The sequence below is a fragment of the Rhizobium sp. BK491 genome, from assembly GCF_014194925.1.
GTDB lineage: Bacteria > Pseudomonadota > Alphaproteobacteria > Rhizobiales > Rhizobiaceae > Rhizobium.
The window spans coordinates 17,498-34,259 of the sequence record NZ_JACIAR010000011.1 but is presented as its reverse complement, the minus strand read 5'-3'; the positions used below and the strand labels follow the sequence as shown (position 1 = coordinate 34,259).

Sequence of the window (16,762 nt, the reverse complement as noted above, 5' to 3'; positions counted from 1 at the left end):
GGCAACCATCAACAATGGAGCACACAATGCATGGACAAAGGCGAATTATGGTAACCGGTGGCACCGGCTTCCTGGGGTCATTCTTGTGCGAAAGGCTTCTGCGAGAAGGCAATGACATCCTTTGCGTGGACAATTACTACACCGGATCACGTGAAAATGTTCTGCATCTTCTTGACGATCCCCGCTTTGAGATTCTTCGCCACGACATCACCTTCCCGCTTTATGTGGAGGTCGACGAGATCTACAATCTCGCCTGCCCAGCATCACCGGTCCACTACCAGTTCGATCCCGTGCAGACCGTGAAGACCAATGTTCACGGGGCCATCAACATGCTCGGCTTGGCCAAACGCACCAAGGCGAAGATCTTCCAGGCATCCACGAGCGAAGTTTATGGCGATCCGACAGTCCACCCTCAGACTGAAGATTATCGAGGCAGCGTCAATCCCATAGGCCCGCGAGCTTGCTATGATGAAGGTAAGCGGTGCGCCGAAACTCTGTTTTTCGACTATCATCGTCAATATGGCGTGGAAATCCGCGTGGCCCGGATCTTCAACACATACGGGCCACGAATGCAGACCAATGACGGCCGAGTCGTCTCCAATTTCATCGTTCAGGCGCTTCGAGGCGAGCCGATCACCATCTTCGGAAACGGCACGCAGACACGGTCGTTCTGTTATGTGGATGATCTGATCGACGGCTTCATCCGTCTAATGGGTGCGCCCACCGGGGTGACGGGTCCAATTAATCTCGGCAACCCTGTAGAATTCCAGGTGCGTGAATTGGCCGAAATGGTGATCGAAATGACGGGATCGAAATCAGGCATCGCCTTCAAGCCTCTGCCGGCGGACGACCCGACACAGCGGAAGCCGGATATCAGCTGCGCAACGAAGGAACTTGGCTGGCAGCCGACGGTGAGCCTGCGTGAAGGGCTCGAGAGAACGATCGCCTATTTCGAGTGGAAGCTTTCGGGAGGGGTGGGGAACATGCTCAGCGCCAATTCCTTGCACCAGGCTTATCCGCATCAGCTGCTTCCGAACGCCGGCCTTCCCGTTTCAGAAGCCATCAGATAAGGACATGGATAGCAACGCAGATCATCAAAAACCAAGGCTCGTTTTCTTTCAGTGGGATCATCATCCCAATGTGAACGGCGCCGGTTACCTGCTGCTGCATATGCAGCAGCAGGTCAAATGCCTTGAGACGCACTTCGATGTCGTCGTCATAAACCACGACTGTGATTACGCTGAGATCTGCGACAGGTACGAACCGGATCTGACGCTGTTTGAAAGCGGCTATCGGTCACATGGTTCGCGGCGGATAAAAATCACCAACACCCGTTCTCATATCGACGTCCCGAAGCTTGGCCTTCATAATGCCGATCCATGGTGCGATCGGCGCACCGGGTTCCTTTCCGATATGGAGCAGTGGGGTATCGATACATATTTCTCGATCGGAACGATGACACCAGAATATATGCCGGAGTTGAAGGAGAACCTATTCGTCTGGCCCAATTTCATCGATCCCGAGATTTACCACGACTATCGCCAGCACAAGATCATACCGGTTACGCTAACGGGCCAGGTCAGTGGCCTGTACCCTTGGCGAGAGAAGGTCTTCCCGTTAATCCGCGACCGTTACCCCTGCCTAGTATCACCGCAACACACATATGAGAGCAAGCTTGCCTCCCAGCAGCTATCGGGAGAGGCCTATGCGCGCGTCCTTAACGCAAGCCTCGTCGTCCCTACATGCGGAACTGTTGCTGGAGAGGTTGTGCGGAAGCACTTTGAGATTCCAGGGGCGAATGCCTGTTTAGTGACGGAACGCACGGCAGCAGTGGAGGCGGCTGGCTTTACCGATATGGAGAACTGTGTCTTTGCCGACCACCGCAACGTTGTGGACCGACTAGACTATCTCTTTGCTCATCCCGACGAAGTACAACGAATTGCTGCAGCCGGTTATAATTTGATCCACTCGCGTCATACGCTGAATGACAGGCCGCAAATATATCAATGGTTCATGTTGAACAAAGGCCTGCGATCCGACGAAAAAATCATCCAGCCCGGACCATTCAGCGATCTTATCAAGGTGGAGCGTACCTCACAGCGAGAGAGCATCCGCATTATCGGGGAAGCGAGTGATCGCGCTTTACTGAAGCAAGGCGATTTTCTTCTTGAACAGGACAGAGTGGAGGAGGCCAAGCAGTGCTATATCCGCTGCCTGGACTACGTTTCTTATCTGCCTGAAGCCAAATTCCGTCTCGCCATATGCGCATTGCGGCAGGGCGATGCTGATCGCGCCTACGGCCTTCTGGTCAACATGGTCAAGGTAACGATGATTGACTATGGGGCGGCCGACCCGGACCCAGTCGAATGGGCGTATTTCCTACTTGCCATGATCTGTAGAGGCCACCTTGATCAGGCGCGCAGGCTGCAAGACTTTTATCCACGCTTATCCCACGACGAACTCAGGCGCGCTCGCATTGTCCTTGATCAACTCGACCGCAAGGATGAGCGTGTTAGTTCCAGCCAGCATTGCAGCGATCGAAAAAGCATTCACCAAATCCCTAAACGGAGCGATCCCGAGTGGCTTGCCTGGTTCTCCGATATTCTCGATCGCTGTCAGCAGCCAGATCTTGCAAAGGTTCTTCGTCATGTTGCCTTTGAAGGCGGCGGAGCGGCCGAGACCGTACCGTCTCTACACTCCAAACGCGACGTTGATTGGCATCTGCGGTTCTACTCAGCCGTGGATAGCCTGATGATTAAACTGCACCTGAGTGACTTCAGACCAAACGTACCACCCCTCCCGGAATTTCAGTATCTTTGGCAGCTTGCACGCGGCTTGGTCCCTCATTCGCAGAGAAGCGCGTTGCGGAGGATCCGAATAGCGTTTTCCAGGCTTTCTCTATGACCGTTGGTAATTACTATGGGTGATATTAAGTAAGAAGCACCTTACAATCACGCCTGTGCATGAGGTCGCCGCAAGCGAGACCTTCGGGGCCGCCCATCCGAGAGACCTCGGCACTAGATCTCGGTCTTGGTCAGTGCGTTTGTTTTGCGCCACCGACTATGGTTCAAAGCGAGTAATCGCTTATGATGTGAAGGAAGTCTTGAGTGGCTGAGGACATCAGAGCTGTGCTCTATTCGCCCCCGACCCTGTAGGCTTGTCCAAGAGATGGTTAAGCTTGAATACGACTTCGGTTCGGTTCGTTGCTTTGAGCTTTTTCATGATGTTGCGAACATGCACTTTAACGGTGCTTTCGCGCAGTTTGAGCTCGTAGGCAATGATCTTGTTCGCTTTTCCGCGCCGGAGCGCCTCTACGACTTCGGCCTGGCGATCCGTGAATATGTCGGCCAATGGGCGCGTGGTTGAGTTGCTCGACTCCAGTAGGTGATGCATGGCGAATAGGGCGCTTGCAGGCACAAAAAGTCCGCCGGCCACGGACAAAGCGATCAGTTCCATGCACACGCGAATGCTGACCAACGTAGGTATATAACCCTTGGCCCCCAATTCGAACGCCTTCACGATTTGGGTGAAATCGTCACTATCCGCCAATATGATGACTGGTGTCGGATCGAATTCCGACGAAAGACTTTTGATGTGCTCCGAAACTGCAGGCTCGTCGATCTTTTTGCCACCGATGTTTAGGAGGATTGCTGCAAGCGGGGGATACTCCTCGCGTTTTTGCTTCCACTCCTCAATCGATCCAAATGCCAGGATAAGCAAATCCGTCTTATGGGCGGCCATGCATTGCGCAAGGCATTGCCTGTCCAGTTCACGGTTGTCGAGTATGACGAGCGAGCGCATTGGCTCTGGCGGCAGGGTAAGTGCTGGCGAACTGTTCTCTATCTTGAGGGGAGGAGCTGCGTTTTCCTGCCGAAGGTTCAAATTTTGTATAAGCGCTGAATTCACCGCTTCATCCTCCCTTACCTAGTTTCTCCGCCACTAAGGCGAAACATTTAGCCCCTCTTTGATCCGTGGGCTCTGTAAATACATTAAATTAGGAATTGAGTAACATAATTTATAAAGAATTACACTAAGAAATATACAACAACAAAATAGAACTTTCACGAGAAATAATAAAATAGTTCTATTCATAAATGAAACTTGTTAGATACTACACTTGTCGTAGAGGTATTTAACGGTGATTTAAATTTTAAATTCAATCAGTAAGATTGTCGCGACAACACGGACGAAAACTGTGCTCATTGTGTCGCGATTGAGCGAGATATATTACAAATGTTATTGTGCATCATACATTTTGTGGTTCTCCTTCATAAAAAGATACGTCGTTAGGTGAGCCAGCTCAAACGTATTGTTTCTTTACTCGGTTGGTAAAAACATTTCTCTTGGAAGGAAGAAATATCGGCCCTGTAGCAAAGAAAGCTTGAGCGCAAATCACGCGATTGCAGGTTTCAGCTGAAAATCAGGGCCTGTTTAGGGGGGCAGGATGATTGCATCAAACGTCAACCTGGAAGACGGCGTCGTTATCCATCATCCAGACCTTGTGAACCTGTATGGCTGCACAATCGGCTCAGGAACGCGCATCGGTACCTTCGTTGAGATTCAGAAAAACGTTGTGATCGGAAAAAACTGCAAGATCTCCAGCCATTCCTTCCTCTGCGAGGGGGTGACCCTGGAAGATGGCGTTTTCATAGGCCACGGAGTCATGTTTACAAACGACATTTACCCGCGTGCCGTTAATCCGGATAGCAGCCTCCAGACGGAGGCCGACTGGATGGTCATCCCTACGCTGGTTAAGCGCCACGCGTCGATCGGCAGCAACGCCACCATTCTGCCTGGTGTGATGATCGGAGAAGCTGCGCTGGTCGGCGCCGGAGCGGTTGTGACAACGGATGTGCCCGCCGGCGGCATCGTCGCTGGCGTCCCGGCCAGAATAATCGGTCGCGTGAATGGCGGGCCAGACGATGATATGCATGCGTTGGAGGGAATGCGATGATCGGCATCGCTGTTGTCGGGTATGGATATTGGGGCCCTAATCTGGTTCGCAACATCTCGGAGGCGGCTGGAGCACGCCTCGTTTCGGTCTGTGATCTCAATAGCGAGCGACTGGCTGCTGTTCGGAGCCGGTATCCGGCAATAAAGACCACCGATAATTTCGAGGAAGTCTTACGCGATTCGACTGTGGATGCCATCGCAATCGCGACGCCCGTTTCAAGCCATTTCAGGCTTGCCATGCAGGCTTTGATGGCAGGAAAGCATGTTTTTGTCGAAAAGCCGATGGCCGCGACGGGGGAGGAAGCCGCGCGGATGGTCGACGAAGCAGCGCGCCGCCGCGTCGTCTTGGCCGTGGACCATACCTTCGTCCACACGGGCGCCGTTCGTAAGATGTGCGAACTCGTCGAAAGCGGCCTGGGAGACATGTATTACTACGACTCTGTTCGGGTCAATCTGGGGCTCTTCCAGCACGATGTCAGCGTCATTTGGGACCTCGCGGTGCATGATCTGTCTATCTTGGACTATGTCCTGCAGGAGAAGCCTGTGGCGGTTTCGGCCACGGGAATGAGCCATGTGCTGGGCGAACCGGAAAACATCGCCTATTTGACGCTCTTCTTCGAAAGTAAGCTCATTGCGCACATCCACGTGAATTGGCTGGCGCCGGTCAAAGTACGCCGCACGCTGATCGGCGGCAGCAATAAGATGATCGTCTATGACGATCTGGAACCAAGTGAAAAGATCAAGGTCTACGACAGGGGCATCACGCTGAACCCCAATTCTCTCGCATACGGCGAGAACGTCCATCAGATGTTGGTGGGCTATCGCAGTGGCGACATGTGGGCGCCCAAGCTTGATATGACCGAGGCATTGAAGCGCGAACTGGAACTGTTCGTCGATTGCATCGAGCAAAGTGCGCGGCCCATCACAGACGGCCTTGCCGGGTTGCGTGTCGTTCGCATCCTGGAAGCCGCGACCCGATCGCTCGCCCAGCGCGGCCGTATCGTTGAGCTCGAAGAGGTGAGGCGCATCGCATGATCCCCTTCCTGAACATCAAAGCACAATATGCGTCGATCAAGGACGAGATCGACGCGGCAGTGCTCAGTGTCCTGGCATCGGGCCAGTACGCTTTGGGCGACGAGGTCGCGCGTTTCGAGCAGGAATTCGCGGACTATTGCAACGTCAAGCACGCGATTGCCGTCAACACCGGAACGAGTGCCTTGCATCTTGCCCTTCTTGCTGCGGGCATCGGCCCTGGCGACGAGGTCATCACCGTGCCGTTCACGTTTGTCGCAACCGCATCGGCAATCTGCTACACAGGCGCGCGACCCGTGTTCGTCGATGTTGAGCCGGTGACGCTCACAATGGATCCGGCCAGGATCGAGGCAAAGATTACGCCTCGGACGAAGGCCATTGTTCCTGTCCACCTTTACGGACAAATGGCGGATATGGACGCAATCAAGGCGGTTGCTGGCCACTACCGGATACCGATCATCGAAGATGCCTGCCAAGCCCATGGCGCGCGTTACAAAGGCGACCGTGCCGGCAGCATCGGTGTATCCGGCTGCTTCAGCTTCTATCCCGGCAAAAATCTCGGCGCCTGCGGCGAGGGGGGGATGGTCGTTACCAGCAGCGACGAGCAGGCCAAGACGATACGCATGCTGCGGGACTGGGGTCAGGAACAGCGCTATCACCATCTGCTGAAAGGCTTTAACTACCGCATGGACGCCATTCAAGGCGCAATCCTGCGTGTCAAGCTTCGGCATCTCGAAGCCTGGACCGAAGCGCGTCGTGCTCATGCCCGCCGCTACTCATCGCTGCTTGCCGGATCAGTGGATTTGATAACCCCTGTGGAAGCAGCCGACCGGCGTCACGTCTATCATGTCTATGCGATAAGAAGTCGCGATCGCGACGGGCTCCAGCGCGCGCTTAGCGCGGAAGGCATCCAATCCGGACTGCACTATCCCATTCCTGTTCACCTGCAGAAGGCCCATGCCGATCTTGGTTACAAAACCAATGATTTCCCAATCTCGGAGGACGCCGCACGGGAGGTTCTCTCACTGCCGATCTATCCCGAGATGCCCGCGTGGCATCTTGACCAGGTGGTCGCCGCGCTGGAGCATGCCTATGTCAGTTAACCGCGCAGGGAAGACTCGACTCGTACAAGCGGTCCATGGCCGCCATGAAAAGCGGGCAGATCCGGCCTACCAGGCCGGGTTGGTCGAAGAACTCAGGCAATCCTACGGACGTGCCGGCCTGATCGAACTCTACGGTCGCTTCGCGACAGGCGAAGGGGTTGTCGACACCTTGATGCGGAAAGCTATCTGGCAAAGCATCGCGCGACGCTGCGGTGAAGCTTTGCACGTCTCAAGCGGCGCCGGCTTCAAACACCCCGAAACTTTCGAAATCGGCAACGGAGTGTTCATTGGAGCTCAGGCCTATATCCAGGGACGCTACGATGGCACATGCGTGATCGGGGACAACGTCTGGATCGGGCCGATGGCCTATTTCGACGCGCGTGATCTGGTGATCGAGGATTGCGTGGGGTGGGGGCCTGGCGCCAAGGTGCTTGGCTCGACCCACACAGCGCTGCCTGTGGACGTGCCAATCATTCGCACGGACCTGGAAATCAAACCGGTGCGCATCGGCGCATGGGCCGACATCGGAACGAATGCGACAATTCTTCCCGGCGTATGCATAGGGAAAGGCGCGATCGTTGGAGCGGGAGCAGTCGTTGTCTCTGACGTCGAGCCGTTTTCAGTCGTAGCCGGTGTGCCGGCGAGGTTCATACGTTGGCGCACCGACGCCGATCCGGTGATGGATATTTCGCGTGGGAAAGATCATGAGAGATAAACGGGTACTCATTACCGGCGGAGCCGGTCTTATCGGTTCGCATATTGCCGATCTCGTTGCATTGGAAAAGCCGCGTGAGATTATCATCCTCGACAATTTCGTGCGCGGTCGCCGCGACAATCTCAGCACGGCAATAAGCCGCGGGCCGCTTAACATTATCGACGGAGATATCCGAGACAGATCGCTGTTGGCGAAAGTCTTCGAAGGCGTGGACATCGTCTTCCATCAGGCGGCCATCCGAATTACGCAATGTGCCGAAGAGCCGCGGCTTGCCTTCGAGGTTCTGGCGGAAGGCACATTCAATGTTCTCGAAGCTGCCGTTAGGGCAGGCGTCTCGAAGGTGGTTGCAGCCTCTTCCGCTTCGGTGCTGGGCCTTGCCGAGAGCTTTCCGACGACTGAAGAGCATCACCCTTACAACAATCGGACGATCTACGGCGCGGCGAAAACCTTCAACGAGGGGCTCCTTCGCAGTTTCGCGGAGATGTATGGGCTGCGCTATGTCGCGCTGCGCTATTTCAACGTCTATGGCCCACGAATGGACGTTTACGGGGCCTATACGGAAGTATTGATCCGCTGGATGGAGCGACTGGCGGCCGGAATGCCGCCCATCATCTACGGAGACGGCAACCAAACCATGGACTTCGTGCATGTCCGCGACATTGCGCGAGCTAACCTGTTGGCCGCGACGAGTGATGTCACGGACGAGGTGTTCAATGTCGCCAGCGGCAAAGAGACAAGCCTCCGGGAACTCGCGAAAATTCTGAGCGACGTCATGGGGGCCGCGCTCGAACCGCAGCACCTCGAGGCGCGGACGGTCAACGGCGTGACCCGTCGTCTTGCCGACACGGGCAAAGCCGAACGTCTTCTGGGGTTCAAGGCAGAGATGCCGATAGAGGAGGGACTTCGTGACCTCGTCGCGTGGTGGCGGCTGAAGACCGCACTGACAGGAGGTCAAGCTGCATGACACTATCGCTCTCTGCAATTCCAGTCGCCAAGCCCGTTCTCGGAGAAGAAGAGGCTGAGGCTGTTCGCCGCGTTATTCTGTCGGGATGGGTGACGCAGGGACCCGAAGTCGCAGCTTTCGAGCGTGAATTTGCGGCCTTTGTCGGCGCCACATACGCCTGCGCCGTTTCCAACTGCACGACTGCGCTTCATCTGGCCTTGAAGACGGTCGGCGTAGGCGCCGGTGATGAAGTCATTACGGTCAGCCATTCGTTCATCGCAACGGCGAACGCCATTCGATATTGCGATGGCGTGCCTGTTTTCATCGACATCGAGGCGGATGGTTACAACATCGACCCCAGTCAGATCGAAGCAGCAATCACATCCCGTACCAAGGCAATCCTGTGTGTGCATCAGCTCGGCATGCCTTGTGATCTCCGCGCCGTCGTGGAAATCGGGAGGCGCCACTCCATACCGATTATTGAAGATGCTGCCTGCGCGACGGGAAGCGAAATCTTCTGGAATGAGCGTTGGGAGAAGATCGGCAAGCCGCATGGCGATATTGCCTGCTTCTCTTTCCATCCCCGGAAGGTGATCACGACAGGTGATGGCGGCATGTTGACTACTGCTAATCCCGAATATGACCGAAAATTCCGGCTATGGCGCCAGCATGGCATGAGCGTCACCGATGCAGTCCGCCACGGTTCGAAACAGGTGATCTTCGAGAACTACGATGAATTGGGTTACAACTATCGTATGACCGATCTTCAGGCGGCGGTCGGACGGGTGCAGTTGCGGCGGCTGCCGGACCTAATTGCGCAGCGAAGGCGGCTTGCCGAACAGTATTGCGAGCGGCTTTCAACGATCACCGGACTAACGCTGCCGATCGAGCCTGGCTGGGCTCGCAGTAACTGGCAGAGCTTTTGCGTGAGATTGCCTGATACGGTCGACCAACGAACAGTCATGCAGGCGCTACTCGATAAGGGGATCTCGACCCGGCGCGGTGTGATGAACATTCATCTGGAGGGAGCCTATACCAGCGCAGGCTTCCATCGTGCCGATAAAAGCTTGGTTCGAAGCGTGTCGGCACAGCGGCAAACGATAATTCTGCCGCTTTTTGTTCAGATGACGGACCTTGACATCATCAGGGTTGTCGAGGAACTGCGCAGATCCTTTGGTGGAGGCGCCACCACAGACGCGATTTACCGCGATCGGAACATCGCTCTTGCGTGATGTAGCATTTGCATGCTGCAGGGCTCGATGCCCATCGTTTGTCACGCGGAATTCGTGATCCACCCCTTGATAAATGCGGGCACTGACTCGAGCGGTAGCAGTTCGACCAACATGCGCAGCGAGTACAGCCCGCTGAGAGCCACGGCGATGAAGCCAACTACCATCGCCGACCGCGGCGGCAAGACCAGGAAGGCCGAAAATACCAATCCTGATGCGGGCAGGAAAAGCAGCGAGTGCCTGCGATTGGCTATGGACCAGCGGAAGCCGGTAAGCCGCCGCACGATCACGTAAATCAGGATACCGTGCCAGACATAGAGGCCAAAAAATGCCATGCCGGCTCCTGGCGCGCCGAGCTTTGATACGAAGAGCCAGGCCAGCCCCACATGCACCAGCGTCGCCGCTACCTCGGTCCAGAAAAAAATAGTCTGCGCACCCTTCGCCACGACGATGAAACCCATCGGCCACGCGACGATCCTGAGCATCATCCCCAGGCATATCCAGCGAAGAAGTTCCACCGCTCCATGAAACTCCGCGGAGTAGAACAAACTCATCATGAGCGGCGCCAGTGTCAATGTGGCAAGCAGACCGGGGCCGGCCAATAGTATGCTGATTTCTGTCTGCTCATTGACCAGCCGGTTGCATTCGGCATGGTTGTCTGCGGTCGCAGTCAAGCGCGGATAGAAGTCAGTTCCCATCGCCTGCAAAATGAAGCCTGCGTAGAGACCGCCGAGCCCCCAGGCCGCCTGATATAATCCCGCGGCTACGGCGCCCCCTTCCTTGAGCATAATGAGGCGGATGGCATAGGCTGCGCCGAAGGTCAGCAGTCCGCTTGCCATGAAGACGATCCCGAGCCTGAACAATACGTTACCTTCCCGGCTAAACTGGCGCATCGACATCGGAGGCGGGCTTGCGCCTATCCGTCTGCTGTACCACCAGGTCGAAAGGGTTGTGACTGCTGCTACGGCCACGACGGAAGGCGCAATGGCGTAAGCACCGAAAAGGTAGATCAGCGGGACACTGATCAAGGTGCCGAGAAGACCTGCGAGCACGTTGATGCGCGCAAGATTTGCTATGCCCCGCAATCCTTGGATCAACGCAGTCTGTCCAGAAGATACCACGCGGAAGAATACGGCCAGGGAGAGCAGCGCAATGCCGCCGGCGTGCTGATAGTCGCCGAACGTAAAATTCGAGACCGGAAATGCCAGCGCAGCGAGGAAGAGTGCGCCAAACAAGCCGAGCACCATTGATATGCGTCTGAGCACTTTAGCCGACTGTGCGATCCTCGCGGCATCGTCGGTGCCCGCAGCCTCGGCGATCTGGCGTACCCCGCTGCCTCCCAATCCCAGGCCCGCTGCCGTTTGCGCAATATCGACGATGGACCCATAGAGGCCGATAAGCCCCACACCCTCCGGTCCGAGCAGAACAGCCAGAGCTTTGTTGCGGATGATGCTAAGGGCAACATTCACGAGCGAGGAGCCGCCCATCAGCATTGTCGACTTGAGGATCTGGGTATAAGTCTGACCGCTGGGTGGGATTGTGCGCAAAGTCGTCAGATATCCCTGGCCAGTTGTCTTGTGGGATTGGATCTCCGGTGTCTAACGGAACTCGGCTTTGCCGACTTGTCCTGATTGCTTGAGGTTTTGCCTTCGACCCAGCCCAAGTGGACGACCGCTTCCGCGTTGATCTTGCCTGTGGAGCGCAAGAAGCCAGCCGACAAAGGGCTTGATTGGAACACTTGCTTTTCGCTGATCATTGATTTGACCTATTGGCGAGCGTCTCAGGATCAGAAGAGAAATCAGAGGCGGCCTCAGACGAGGCGTCTGAAATGTGGTGCTGAACAACTTTCACGACATCGCCCGGTACCAACGCGGTTGTCTCAGAGGCTTCGAACTGTTTGATCTGTCCTTCACTCCGCCGGCTTACGGTAAAAGTGAGCGGAAGTTCTTCGCCTCGATTTTTTGCGCCGCCGCCGGTCGCGAGGTCATCGACGAGTAGCCTTTGCGTCATCTCACGCTTCATTTTGAGCTGATCCAGATTTGCCCGTTCCGACTGCGCTTCGGAAGCGACTTCGCTCCGTCGCGTGTCAGACAATCCCTCAAGGTTCCGCGTTGTCTCGCTGATTGCCTGGCGGCCCCGCATGACGGCGGTAACGAGGTCAAGCTTATCGGAGCGGTAGGTCGTGAGCAATCGCTCCAGGTCCAGTTGACGCGACGAGAGCGCAAGGCCCTTCTCGACCAGGCCCTTAACGCTGCTCAGTTGGTCCTCGACCGATTTGATGTTGTCATCGGCACCTGCCAGCTTTTCCGTCAGTGTTGCGATCTCGGTGGTCAAAAGATCGCGCAATTCCGTGAGCGCCTTTGACTGCCTGTCCAGCGCGTTTGCGCGAGCTTGAAAGATAACCCTTTCCTCGTTGTCGATCCCGGCGACATATTGCTGGTCGACATCCGGCGCGTTGTCGAACGTTATCTCCTTCGCCCCCTCCATCTCTGCTTCTAGTCGCGATAACTTTGCCGCGCTGCGCAGGATAGAGTGATCGATTTCTCGCAATTCGCCTGCAAACCTGATCGACTGCGTTTGCGGTTGGCTTTTTTCACGGAACGGGCCGCCGCTCATTGCAAGGGATTGCAGGACGGTAAGTCCTGGACGGAATTTGTACTCGCCAGGTGTGGTTACGTCCCCCACGACATAAATTGGGGGGTAGTCGAGAATTTCGATGGTGACTGCGGGTGGCTGAACCAAGCCGATTTTTTCCTGCAGACGCCTGGCAATCTCGCCTGTAACGCTGGCGCTGTCGCGGTTTACGACGGGAAGGGATCCTAGAAAGGGTAAAAGGACGGCACCTTCATCCGAGACTGTATATTCGCCCCCAAGCGCATCCCATCGTTCATATTGGCCTTTCGATTGAATCCATTGGACAACTGTCAGGCGCATTCTAGTCTGCGAAACAAAGGGACCGCCATCGGCGTGTGCTGGCGACATTGCTCCGAAGAGGAAGGCGACTACACCGATGACAGATGCAGCTCGAAAGAACAAGTGTGGAGAGTGGTGCGATAGCTTCATGTACATGTCCCGCCTGCGACGCTTCCCAAACGGACGCTGTTCCATACGAGGGGAGCTACGAACGCCGGACGTTAAGTCCAAGGCCGCAACGCCAGTATGCAGCCTGGGGAAGCCTTGAGGAAGGTGGAGGTCGTTCGCCTTGCCTCATCATTATTGATGAGGTGGGGGAAGGTGCTTCAGCCTAAACGGAGCCGGGATATGTCTTCGCAGCGATATGGATGAAGCGCTGCAGAGGTCAGGAAGTTATACGCGCAGGCGCAGCATTTCTGGGCCTAAGACGATTACAGGTGAGGGGTCGGAAAGTATTCATAGTCGGCGAAGCCATTGAACTGCATCTATAGTGATATCTACCGTGGGTCGCCATCTTCAACCCACGCATTTTCAAGTACTGGAGGTGAGGGAGCATGTATGTGTGAACGACAGATAGGGGAGCGTGAGGATTTGTAGGGCGGGCTGGAACGACTCTCGGCCGGGATACACCCTGGCAAGATCGCGCAGACATGGCAACCGCTTCGATACGCATGGTCGATTTGTTGCGAACAAACAGGCGTAGCCGTGCGCGGACTTGCTCTACCAGCCTTCATAGACAACGCGCTCCGTTTGACGGACAGCATTCGCGCGGGCTGCATCTACGGTGCCATTAGTCCGGACGTAAAGCTGCCGCATGTCGTGACACGGGACGTGGGTGCCGCTGCAGCCAACCTGCTGCTGGACCGTTCCTGGATTGGACAAAAGCACGTTCCCGTGCTCGGACCCGAGAGCATTCCTATACCGATATCTCCCGCATTATCAGCGAAGAGACCCGATATCGATGCAGCTATCAGCAGGCTCCATTTGACGAATGGAAAGCGCGGCTTATTGGTGTCGGATGGCCCGAGCCCTTCGCCGAGGCTTACATCGTGATGTTGAAGGCGAAAGACGAAGGCATGGACAACGTTGCTCCGCGCTCCACTGCGATCATTGGGCCGACCAGTTTTCGGCAGTGGGTTCGCGAGGCATTGTCGCCGATCCTTTGAACTTTAACTTCGGGCTTGTTCGCAACCGCCGCCTGCTGAGTGCGACGGTGCATTCCATCCGCCGACCGTTGTTGCTGGCTCTTGTAGCACTGAAGGGCGGTGGGTTCGATTCCGTTCAAGGCGAAGCTATATATTGCGTACTTGAGTACGCCTATGCCACTGATATCGTCTATTGTCTATTGTCTATTGTCTATTGTCTATTGTCTATTGTCTATCGTCTATCGTCGCCGCGCCCAATTATTGACGTCTGGCATAACATCTCAAATGCCGGCATACCATTCGTAGCCGCGATCTTCCCAGAACCCGCCGTTACCACCCCAGAGATCATCAAACCGGTCACGGATTTCGATGCGCATGACGTATTTGGCGTGTTTGTAACCAAGATGACGTTCGACGCGCAGCCGCAAGGGAGCGCCATGTTCGACTTCCAGATCCTTGCCATTGAGCGAGTAGGCGAGGATTGACTGCGGATGAAAGGCGTCAATCAGGCCAATACTCTCGTAGTAGCGGCCGCTGCCATCGAGCGTCTGTTCCAGTTCATCTGCACAATAGAAGACGGCGTAGCGAGCGCCTGGCTTTAAACCCGCAGTCTGCAGGATCAACCCGAGAGGAACGCCCTGCCATTTGCCGATGGCGCTCCAGCCTTCGACGCAGTCGTGGCGGGTGATCTGGGTGCGAGAAGGTAGTTTCTTTAGGTCGGCCAACGAAAATTCCATCGGCCTGTTGACCATGCCGTCGATCTTGAGCCGCCAGTCGGCAAATTGGGTTTCGACCATCCGGACATATTCGGCGCTGTTTGGCTGAATTGATCCATTCGGATGAAAGCTCGGCGAGATGTCCGCGTCGGTATATTCTCGGGCAAGCGTTTGCGGAGAGACGATGAGCCGTTGTGTGCCCATGGTCAGGCGCTCCGCCAGCGCAAGCACCTTCTGCACATGCTGGTTCTGAGAAATGTCATCGCATCCGGTCAGGCCGACAGCGCCCAGACTGGCGGCCGAGCCGATGAGAAACCGGCGGCGGGTAAAGATGGAGCTCATCGGCCGGTCTCCTCGTTGATGATAGCGTAGCGGCCGGTCACCATCGAACGCATGTTGTTCCAAAGACCGGAGAGAATGACCATCGCGACATGAACGACGACGAAGGCCACTAAACTCCAGGCGGTGATGAAATGAATGGAGCGGGCCGATTGCCGACCACCGAAAATATCGAGCAGGAAGGGGTAACCGGCATCTATCGCGGGTGACATGGTCAATCCCGAACCGATCATAAGCGGCAGCAGGATGAAGATAACGATGAGATAGGTCAGCTTCTGCAACGCATTATAGCGCCGCGCCTTTTCGCCTTGCGGGAAGCGCAACCGGGCATGATCCTTGATTTCATGCCAGATGTTTCCCGGTCGGATATCTTCTATCGTCGGTGTCAGATCGCGGCGGAAATGAGCGCCGATCAGGCCATAGATCATGTAAACGAGCCCGTTGATGACAAACAGCCAAGCGAAGAAGAAATGCCAACGCCGGCCGGCCGCAAGATCCTGGTAGCTCGGTATCGTCGCCCAGGCCGGGAATGCGCGCGGCATCATCTCGCCGTCGGCCGTGGAAGCGCCGAGTATGCCGGTGGTGGTGATCGAGAGACGGCCGATGCGCAATATTCCGATGATGTTGTCGCCATCCTGATTGCTGGCGATTTCGAACCACGACGGATCTTCCACCGCTCCGTAATTTCCCCAATGTAATTGTGGATCGGCATTGAATATCTGCATGCCACTCATCAACAGCAAGGTCAGACAGAGCACATTGACCCAGTGCGTTATCCGCGTAAGAGCCGAATGACGGCGAATGAAGATCTTGGCCGGGGGAGATGGCGGCGCGGTGCCGATCTCTTCGATGCTTGCCATGGATTACTCTCCTGACGTGTCGCCGGGAAGCGGCATCTGAAATTACATGCTGCGACGATGTCGCTGTCCATTGAGGTTGCCCGGATGCCTTCGCAACCGGGCAACCCACGATGTCGGCATCGATGCGTCACATTGGCGGAATGACGCCGTTTATGCCGACCAGAACACGGTCGGATTCAATCGTGTTGTCTCCATTGGTCGTGCCGTTGATAATGACCCCTGCACCGGGTTTGATGTCGTCCTTCGTCGCGTTGCCGAGGGTGACGACCGGCGTGCCCGGCGGGATCGAGATCTTCTTCTCGCCGCCCTTGTAAGTGAGCGACAGGGTGGGACCGTTGACCGAGGTGACGGCACTGGCAACAGTCGCATTCGTCATCGAGCTCTTCGGCTTCAGATCCCAGCCGTAGTCGCCCTCGCCGGTGCCTTTCATCGCGGCCGGGAAGATCAGCACCTCGAGCGCCCCGTTGATGCCGCTGTCGGTCGGAACGGACGCGATGCCGACGAAATCCCCAGGCTTGATGTCTGTCACGGAGGCGTTGACGATACCGTTGACGGCCCAGCCGGGTTTCAGCCTGATCCTCACGTCCTTGCCTTCGCGCGATTTGACCATCAGGGTATCGCCGCTGAGGCTTTCCACCACGCCGCGAATGCGTGCCTTGTCGGCAGCCTGTGCGGATAGTGTGGTTGCGGCACCAAGCGCCAGCACCATACTGATGATCTTCAACTTCGTGAGCGACATTCTGCTCTCCATATCTTACATCTTTTCGACATGATGCCCATCCGGCTATGTGGAGCGGGTAGGGCGATCGCTTTG

14 protein-coding genes are annotated in these 16,762 nt (G+C 56.0%); 8 read left to right on the top strand and 6 right to left on the bottom strand.

The annotated features are described in order from the left end of the window. Positions 1-26 precede the first annotated feature (26 nt). Together FHX05_RS27245 and FHX05_RS27240 are read left to right on the top strand one after the other, a co-directional pair. The gene (locus FHX05_RS27245) at positions 27-1,070 is read left to right on the top strand and encodes a UDP-glucuronic acid decarboxylase family protein (RefSeq protein ID WP_183875779.1); all 1,044 of its coding nucleotides are present in this window, start codon (positions 27-29) and stop codon (positions 1,068-1,070) included. 4 nt (positions 1,071-1,074) lie between these two features. After that, positions 1,075-2,904, top strand: a complete 1,830-nt coding sequence (locus FHX05_RS27240; RefSeq protein ID WP_183875777.1) for a glycosyltransferase — start codon at positions 1,075-1,077, stop codon at positions 2,902-2,904. A gap of 216 nt (positions 2,905-3,120) precedes the next feature. On the opposite strand, the gene FHX05_RS27235 is transcribed toward FHX05_RS27240, so the two are convergent. Next, complete coding sequence (locus tag FHX05_RS27235; protein WP_183875775.1) at positions 3,121-3,906, bottom strand: response regulator transcription factor; 786 nt, start codon at positions 3,904-3,906, stop codon at positions 3,121-3,123. 538 nt (positions 3,907-4,444) lie between these two features. On the opposite strand from FHX05_RS27235, the gene FHX05_RS27230 reads away from it, so the two are divergent. The 6 genes from FHX05_RS27230 to FHX05_RS27205 are packed head-to-tail and all read left to right on the top strand — an operon-like array spanning position 4,445 to position 9,978. Further along, positions 4,445-4,954 (top strand): acyltransferase, encoded by a 510-nt coding sequence (locus FHX05_RS27230; RefSeq protein WP_183875773.1) that lies wholly within the window; start codon positions 4,445-4,447, stop codon positions 4,952-4,954. Continuing rightward, on the top strand, positions 4,951-5,988 hold the full coding sequence (locus FHX05_RS27225) for a Gfo/Idh/MocA family oxidoreductase (RefSeq protein WP_183875771.1): 1,038 nt from the start codon (positions 4,951-4,953) through the stop codon (positions 5,986-5,988). Before FHX05_RS27230 ends, FHX05_RS27225 begins: the two co-directional genes overlap by 4 nt. Beyond that, positions 5,985-7,088, top strand: coding sequence for a DegT/DnrJ/EryC1/StrS family aminotransferase (locus FHX05_RS27220; protein WP_183875768.1), 1,104 nt, complete (start codon positions 5,985-5,987; stop codon positions 7,086-7,088). The genes FHX05_RS27225 and FHX05_RS27220 overlap by 4 nt, the downstream gene beginning before the upstream one ends. Continuing rightward, positions 7,078-7,803: an acyltransferase gene (locus FHX05_RS27215; RefSeq protein WP_183716225.1), complete on the top strand. Its 726-nt coding sequence runs from the start codon at positions 7,078-7,080 to the stop codon at positions 7,801-7,803. The genes FHX05_RS27220 and FHX05_RS27215 overlap by 11 nt, the downstream gene beginning before the upstream one ends. Beyond that, a complete protein-coding gene (locus tag FHX05_RS27210; protein ID WP_183875766.1) occupies positions 7,793-8,767 on the top strand; it encodes an NAD-dependent epimerase/dehydratase family protein in 975 nt (324 codons plus the stop codon). The genes FHX05_RS27215 and FHX05_RS27210 overlap by 11 nt, the downstream gene beginning before the upstream one ends. Further along, on the top strand, positions 8,764-9,978 hold the full coding sequence (locus tag FHX05_RS27205) for a DegT/DnrJ/EryC1/StrS family aminotransferase (RefSeq protein ID WP_183875764.1): 1,215 nt from the start codon (positions 8,764-8,766) through the stop codon (positions 9,976-9,978). Before FHX05_RS27210 ends, FHX05_RS27205 begins: the two co-directional genes overlap by 4 nt. A gap of 41 nt (positions 9,979-10,019) precedes the next feature. On the opposite strand, the gene FHX05_RS27200 is transcribed toward FHX05_RS27205, so the two are convergent. From FHX05_RS27200 to FHX05_RS27180, 5 genes are all read right to left on the bottom strand, one after another. Then, positions 10,020-11,468 (bottom strand): O-antigen translocase, encoded by a 1,449-nt coding sequence (locus FHX05_RS27200; protein WP_183875825.1) that lies wholly within the window; start codon positions 11,466-11,468, stop codon positions 10,020-10,022. A 259-nt stretch (positions 11,469-11,727) separates the two neighbouring features. Further along, on the bottom strand, positions 11,728-13,038 hold the full coding sequence (locus FHX05_RS27195) for an SLBB domain-containing protein (RefSeq protein ID WP_183875762.1): 1,311 nt from the start codon (positions 13,036-13,038) through the stop codon (positions 11,728-11,730). A gap of 1,276 nt (positions 13,039-14,314) precedes the next feature. Further along, positions 14,315-15,091 (bottom strand): molybdopterin-dependent oxidoreductase, encoded by a 777-nt coding sequence (locus FHX05_RS27190; RefSeq protein WP_183875761.1) that lies wholly within the window; start codon positions 15,089-15,091, stop codon positions 14,315-14,317. Then, on the bottom strand, positions 15,088-15,948 hold the full coding sequence (locus FHX05_RS27185; protein WP_183875759.1) for a cytochrome b/b6 domain-containing protein: 861 nt from the start codon (positions 15,946-15,948) through the stop codon (positions 15,088-15,090). Before FHX05_RS27185 ends, FHX05_RS27190 begins: the two co-directional genes overlap by 4 nt. Before the next feature lie 127 nt (positions 15,949-16,075). Next, positions 16,076-16,657, bottom strand: a complete 582-nt coding sequence (locus FHX05_RS27180) for a hypothetical protein (RefSeq protein ID WP_246699125.1) — start codon at positions 16,655-16,657, stop codon at positions 16,076-16,078. Between the last annotated feature and the right edge of the window lie 105 nt (positions 16,658-16,762).

Excerpts from the sequence above, each read along its gene's own strand:
- FHX05_RS27245 (WP_183875779.1), top strand. The coding sequence starts at position 27 with ATGCATGGACAAAGGCGAATTATGGTAACCGGTGGCACCGGCTTCCTG.
- FHX05_RS27240 (WP_183875777.1), top strand. The coding sequence starts at position 1,075 with ATGGATAGCAACGCAGATCATCAAAAACCAAGGCTCGTTTTCTTTCAG.
- FHX05_RS27230 (WP_183875773.1), top strand. The coding sequence starts at position 4,445 with ATGATTGCATCAAACGTCAACCTGGAAGACGGCGTCGTTATCCATCAT.
- FHX05_RS27225 (WP_183875771.1), top strand. The coding sequence starts at position 4,951 with ATGATCGGCATCGCTGTTGTCGGGTATGGATATTGGGGCCCTAATCTG.
- FHX05_RS27220 (WP_183875768.1), top strand. The coding sequence starts at position 5,985 with ATGATCCCCTTCCTGAACATCAAAGCACAATATGCGTCGATCAAGGAC.
- FHX05_RS27215 (WP_183716225.1), top strand. The coding sequence starts at position 7,078 with ATGTCAGTTAACCGCGCAGGGAAGACTCGACTCGTACAAGCGGTCCAT.
- FHX05_RS27210 (WP_183875766.1), top strand. The coding sequence starts at position 7,793 with ATGAGAGATAAACGGGTACTCATTACCGGCGGAGCCGGTCTTATCGGT.
- FHX05_RS27205 (WP_183875764.1), top strand. The coding sequence starts at position 8,764 with ATGACACTATCGCTCTCTGCAATTCCAGTCGCCAAGCCCGTTCTCGGA.
- FHX05_RS27200 (WP_183875825.1), bottom strand. The coding sequence starts at position 11,468 with ATGCTGATGGGCGGCTCCTCGCTCGTGAATGTTGCCCTTAGCATCATC.
- FHX05_RS27195 (WP_183875762.1), bottom strand. The coding sequence starts at position 13,038 with ATGAAGCTATCGCACCACTCTCCACACTTGTTCTTTCGAGCTGCATCT.
- FHX05_RS27190 (WP_183875761.1), bottom strand. The coding sequence starts at position 15,091 with ATGAGCTCCATCTTTACCCGCCGCCGGTTTCTCATCGGCTCGGCCGCC.
- FHX05_RS27185 (WP_183875759.1), bottom strand. The coding sequence starts at position 15,948 with ATGGCAAGCATCGAAGAGATCGGCACCGCGCCGCCATCTCCCCCGGCC.
- FHX05_RS27180 (WP_246699125.1), bottom strand. The coding sequence starts at position 16,657 with ATGGTGCTGGCGCTTGGTGCCGCAACCACACTATCCGCACAGGCTGCC.